Source organism: Campylobacter sp. BCW_6873 (assembly GCF_001762365.1).
GTDB classification, from domain to species: Bacteria; Campylobacterota; Campylobacteria; order Campylobacterales; family Campylobacteraceae; genus Campylobacter_D; species Campylobacter_D jejuni.
The window spans coordinates 1-4,598 of sequence record NZ_MJWS01000114.1; the positions used below are offsets into that span (position 1 = coordinate 1).

A 4,598-nucleotide genomic window follows, 5' to 3' on the forward strand; every position below is an offset into this window, starting at 1 on the left:
CTATTATTGTCTAGTTATCTCTTTTTCAGGTTGTGTTTTTTCCATAGATTTAAAAGCTTTAAGTTTATTATGAAAATCAATGAAATTTAATTGTTTTTTGACTTCATCAAGCCCTTTATTTAAAAAAATGTCATTGAAATCACTTATTCCTTGTTCTGCTTCTTGATTGCTGATTTTTGGAATAATAACTTTAATATCTGAAAATTTTTGTTGAATTTCTTTTGCAGTTTCCACCCCGACATTAGAAAGTCCTTTTAATTCTCTTTTTTTATCATTATCGGCTATTAAGGTAATAGGAGTGTTTTGAAATTTGTTTTTTAGGGTTTCAACGATTTTTGATAAGTTTCCAGCATCTATACCCATTATTACAGGCTTATTGAGTGCTTTGTATATAGTTGCAGCAGTAGCAAAGCCTTCTGCTATGATAAATTCTTTGCAATATTCTAGGTTTTTTGCACCTATTAGGTGAAAACATCCAGATTTTTTTGCAGAATATTCAATGCCTTGCTCTTTTTCTTCTTTAGTTTTAATTACACCAATAATTTTATCACCATTTGGGAATATTCTTTGCACAGACCATAATTTGCCATTTTCATCTTTTAAGGGAATAAGTAAAGAACCTTTGTTATCCTGCTTAAGATAAAAGTTTTCACTAAAACCTTTTTTCTTTAAATAAGGATGATTTGAATGAGCCCAATTAGCTTGATTATATTCTTCTTCAATTTTTAATGCTGTTTTTTGCTGAAGCTCTAAAATGTCTTGTTTCGTATTATTGCTTGTAGAATTATGTAATCTTTTTTGACTAGGAGTTTGATAACTTACAATGTTTTGTTTTGCATTTTCTAAAGGCATTTTCCAATTTTCTTTAATACCTGTTTTAAAATTTTGAATAAAACCAGCGGGGTATTTATCTAAAAATCCACTATAAGCTCCACTCATTTCTCTGCCTTTATCTGTTGTTGTTTTTACTCTGTGGATTTTGCCATCCATGATAGGTGAACCATCAATAATTAAACCTTGATTTTCTAAAGCAGATTTAAAAGTAGTTAAAACTTCATTTTCATCAAATGAAAATTCTTTATTTTGGTGCGGATAAAACCATTGTGAGAAAATATTTTTATCTAAGCTTTTTGGAGCAAACCATTTTTTTTCTTTATCATCCCACATTGCCCCTAATGATTTTACTTTTTCTTTGTCTTTAAATGGAACATAAAGATAAATTCTTTTTTGTGGCATCGTATATCCTTTTAGTTTCCTTTAATATTATTATTGCTATAATTGCAATTAAATTCAAAGGGCTTCCTAGTAGCCCACTTTTTTTATATTAACAATATTCTAAAATTTCTTCGTTAAATGTTTTAATTAAATCACTTAAGAATAGATCTATTTTTTGCGGATCTACTCCTACATGAGTGTTCTCAATCTTTGTTGTTAATCTTGGATAATGTTTGCCATTTTTTTCTGTAGTTTTTAAAATATTTTCCCAATGATAACTTCTATTTCTTAGATTTTGTAATAAGCTAAGAACAATATCAACCTTATGCGTATTTCTAAAGCGTAATTTTATACCATTTTCAAAAAAGAAATTTCTATTGTGTTGATTGTAGTTTCTAAAATTGATATTTTTTAAATCCATTATAGAGTTTTGTAATTTATTTTCTTTGATAAGATGAATAATAGCTCCTAAGCTCATACGAGAAAGATATTGATGATGAGATAAATTTCTATTTTTTTCTCTATATTCAATTTCATCTTTAGCTTTTTTAATTTTTTCATCATTAGAATTTTTTATCCAATTACTATCTTTCTCTGACAATTTATTATCTAGTTTATTTCTAAGAATAATTTCTAATGTAGCAATTTTTGGAGTGATTTTTCCTACAAGTTTAAGGTTATCATAATGCTTTACAATATCATCATTATAGGAAGATAATCTCATTTGAGAAAACAGATCATTAAAATTTGTTAGATTATTCATTCTTTACCTTGATCGAGAATATGTTTTTTCGTTGCTAATTTCTTTATCTGGTAAAACTTTATTTAGTTTTTTTGAAAAATTCATTCATTTTTTCTTTTAACAATATTCATTTTTTAGTTATCTATTTAGCAAAATAAAAAACAATAATTAATTACCATTTTTATTTTTATTAATAAAAACGGATGAGAGAATATCAATATGTTCTAATAAACCTTTTTTGATTCGAGTTTCTGGAAATCTCATAGTATCTAATTGCACAATAAGCCCTTCTTTTCTAGCGTGTTTTACAGTAGGAACAAAATCGCTATCCGAAGTAATTAAAATGATTTTTTCCACTTGGTGTTTATTTGCTAAAGTTGCAATATCAAGTCCTATTTTCATATCTACACCTTTTTGTTTAATATCTATAACAAAATCTTCATTGCTTAGTTCGCTAACATCAATTTCACCTAATCTTACAGCAAAATACGGTTGCTTTCTTAGATGTTTTAATAATTCACTTCTAAATTTATAAGTTGTAGTTTTGCTTAAATTTTTAGATTTATCAGTTTTTTCTATAGGAGGCATAGGAACATTTTTATCTAACGGTTCGCAATCATAAATATAAACTTTATATAAATAGTCTTCACTTCTTCTAAGAGTTTCCCACACATAGTCTTTTAATCTTTTGGCTAATTCTGCGGCTTCCATTGTTTTAATGCTTTTGCGTGTATTGTATCCTTCAATAAAAAAGAAAGATCTACAAGAACAGCAGTCTTTTTTGGTTGAATTATAGAAAATTCTGTATCTTTATTGGACAAATCCATAATATGTAGTCCTATTTGCTAAATCTTGAAGGCAAAATGAGTCGTCATTTTAAAAATATTATGTAAAAAGACCCCTCTATGTGCTAATGATGCTGTAATTCTAACATAAAAACATTAATAAGAACTTACTTAGAGATAAGCAACTCATTTTCTTCTCCTTGTGAAAATTCTAATTCGATTAAGTCAAATAAACTTCGACAGTCATAATCTTTTTCATCTTCAATTTGTCTTTTCGTTTTTTGCAAGGATATTGTAACATTTTTAATTATTAATATTTAAAGTTCTTGCCTCTTTTAAAATCAATTTTCTTATATAAGTGCCATATTCACTTGCTAAATCTAAAACCATTAATTTTTTCAAAATTTCCATTTCTTGTTCATTAAGTCTGCAAACTACTAAATTATCTCTTCTTAGTTTTTGATCTACGGTTTTTCTTCCAGCTGATTTTTTATCAGCTTTACTATATGTTTTTTGAGAGCTTGTTTCAGAGTTTAAAGCTTCTGCTATTGTAAATGGTTTTTTTTCCATTATTATTTATCCTTTCTAATAAAATCTAAAAGTCTTTGATATTCATTGAAAAAGTTTGTATAACTTAATCTTGAAAGATTGTTTTCATTATAAAGTTCAGTAAAAGAAGCTCCACTACTCATAGAATTTTCAATTATCTTTGAAAATTTAAAGAAAAAAAGATTTAAATCTGTAAAATTGCTTTCAAGAGTTTCACAAATTTGCTTTTTTTCTTTCTCATCTCTATAGTCTGTAACTAAAATACAAACTTTACCATCATTACCTATTTCGTTTAAAGTTTCTAATGTTCTAAGCAAAGAATTATAATTACTCGTGCAAGGAACAATAATCTTATTGCTTTCTTTAATAATATCCAATACTCCTTTTTCTACAAACCCACCAAAATCATAAACGCAATTATCTATTTTTTTTGGAGTTGGTAAAATTTTTGCTTTTTCAGGATAAATTTTTTCTATAATAGAATTATCATTGCTTTGTAAAAAATATTCTAAATCTTTAGCAATTGAAAAAGCAAAAGGAGTCTTTCCAACACCACCTTTTTTATTTATAACAGATATTATCATTAAAAAACCTTTTTTATATTTTTGTATAATATTATATATTATTATTTATTAATAAATAATAAAAATAAATAATATTTATTTTTGTTTCTTTTATTTTTTAGTGATAGTTTTATTTTATATTCTAAATAATCTTCTAAATGTGTAGGTAGCATGAAGTCAAAAAACAATTAAATTTCATTGATTTTCATAATAAGCTTAAAGCTTTTAAATCTATGGAAAAAACACAACCTGAAAAAGAGATAACTAGACAATAATAGTTACTCTTTGTAATCATAATATATAATAATAATATATAAAAAATATTTTTTATATATTATTAGTTAATAATAGTATATTATAATTATTATAAATATACAAAAAAAGGATTAAAAATGAAAAATACAATCAAACTAGCTTTATTAAGTGTAGTTGCTGCTTGTGTTTTTTCTGCTTGCTCTTTAGAGCCAAAAAAGTATGTAATACTATGAAGATCCAAAAAATCCTACAGAGTTAGAATCTAAAATCAAAGAATGTGCAAATGCTTCAAGTTATTTTAAATCATTTAATTACAAACCACAAGTAAGCACAAAAGAACTTATGGAACAAGCTAGAGAAAATATAAAAATATAAATGAATGATCTTTTTCAAACTCTGGGTGAAAGCATAAAGCAAATCGACCTCCACCCACGCTTTCTTAGGACTTACCAAAGGCAAAAGTCCTGATGAGCTTGATAAAGCAGATGA

The 4,598-nt window shown here is 25.9% G+C and carries 6 protein-coding genes; all 6 read right to left on the minus strand.

From position 1 onward, the window contains the following. Nucleotides 1-3: 3 nt before the first annotated feature. Nucleotides 4-1,236 (minus strand): DUF5710 domain-containing protein, encoded by a 1,233-nt coding sequence (locus tag AJ932_RS09945; protein ID WP_070261061.1) that lies wholly within the window; start codon nt 1,234-1,236, stop codon nt 4-6. 88 nt (nt 1,237-1,324) lie between these two features. Then, nucleotides 1,325-1,978: a hypothetical protein gene (locus tag AJ932_RS09950; RefSeq protein ID WP_070278794.1), complete on the minus strand. Its 654-nt coding sequence runs from the start codon at nt 1,976-1,978 to the stop codon at nt 1,325-1,327. A 147-nt stretch (nt 1,979-2,125) separates the two neighbouring features. Continuing rightward, nucleotides 2,126-2,668 carry an NYN domain-containing protein gene (locus AJ932_RS09955; RefSeq protein ID WP_038853341.1) on the minus strand — a complete coding sequence of 181 codons (543 nt, stop codon included), beginning with the start codon at nt 2,666-2,668 and terminating at the stop codon, nt 2,126-2,128. Nucleotides 2,669-3,045: 377 nt separating this feature from the next. Then, nucleotides 3,046-3,312: a hypothetical protein gene (locus AJ932_RS09960; RefSeq protein ID WP_002779707.1), complete on the minus strand. Its 267-nt coding sequence runs from the start codon at nt 3,310-3,312 to the stop codon at nt 3,046-3,048. A 2-nt stretch (nt 3,313-3,314) separates the two neighbouring features. After that, nucleotides 3,315-3,875, minus strand: coding sequence for a hypothetical protein (locus AJ932_RS09965; protein ID WP_002802083.1), 561 nt, complete (start codon nt 3,873-3,875; stop codon nt 3,315-3,317). 537 nt (nt 3,876-4,412) lie between these two features. Next, the coding region (locus AJ932_RS10700) for a hypothetical protein (RefSeq protein WP_083261785.1) at nt 4,413-4,598 on the minus strand (186 nt) is incomplete at its 5' end.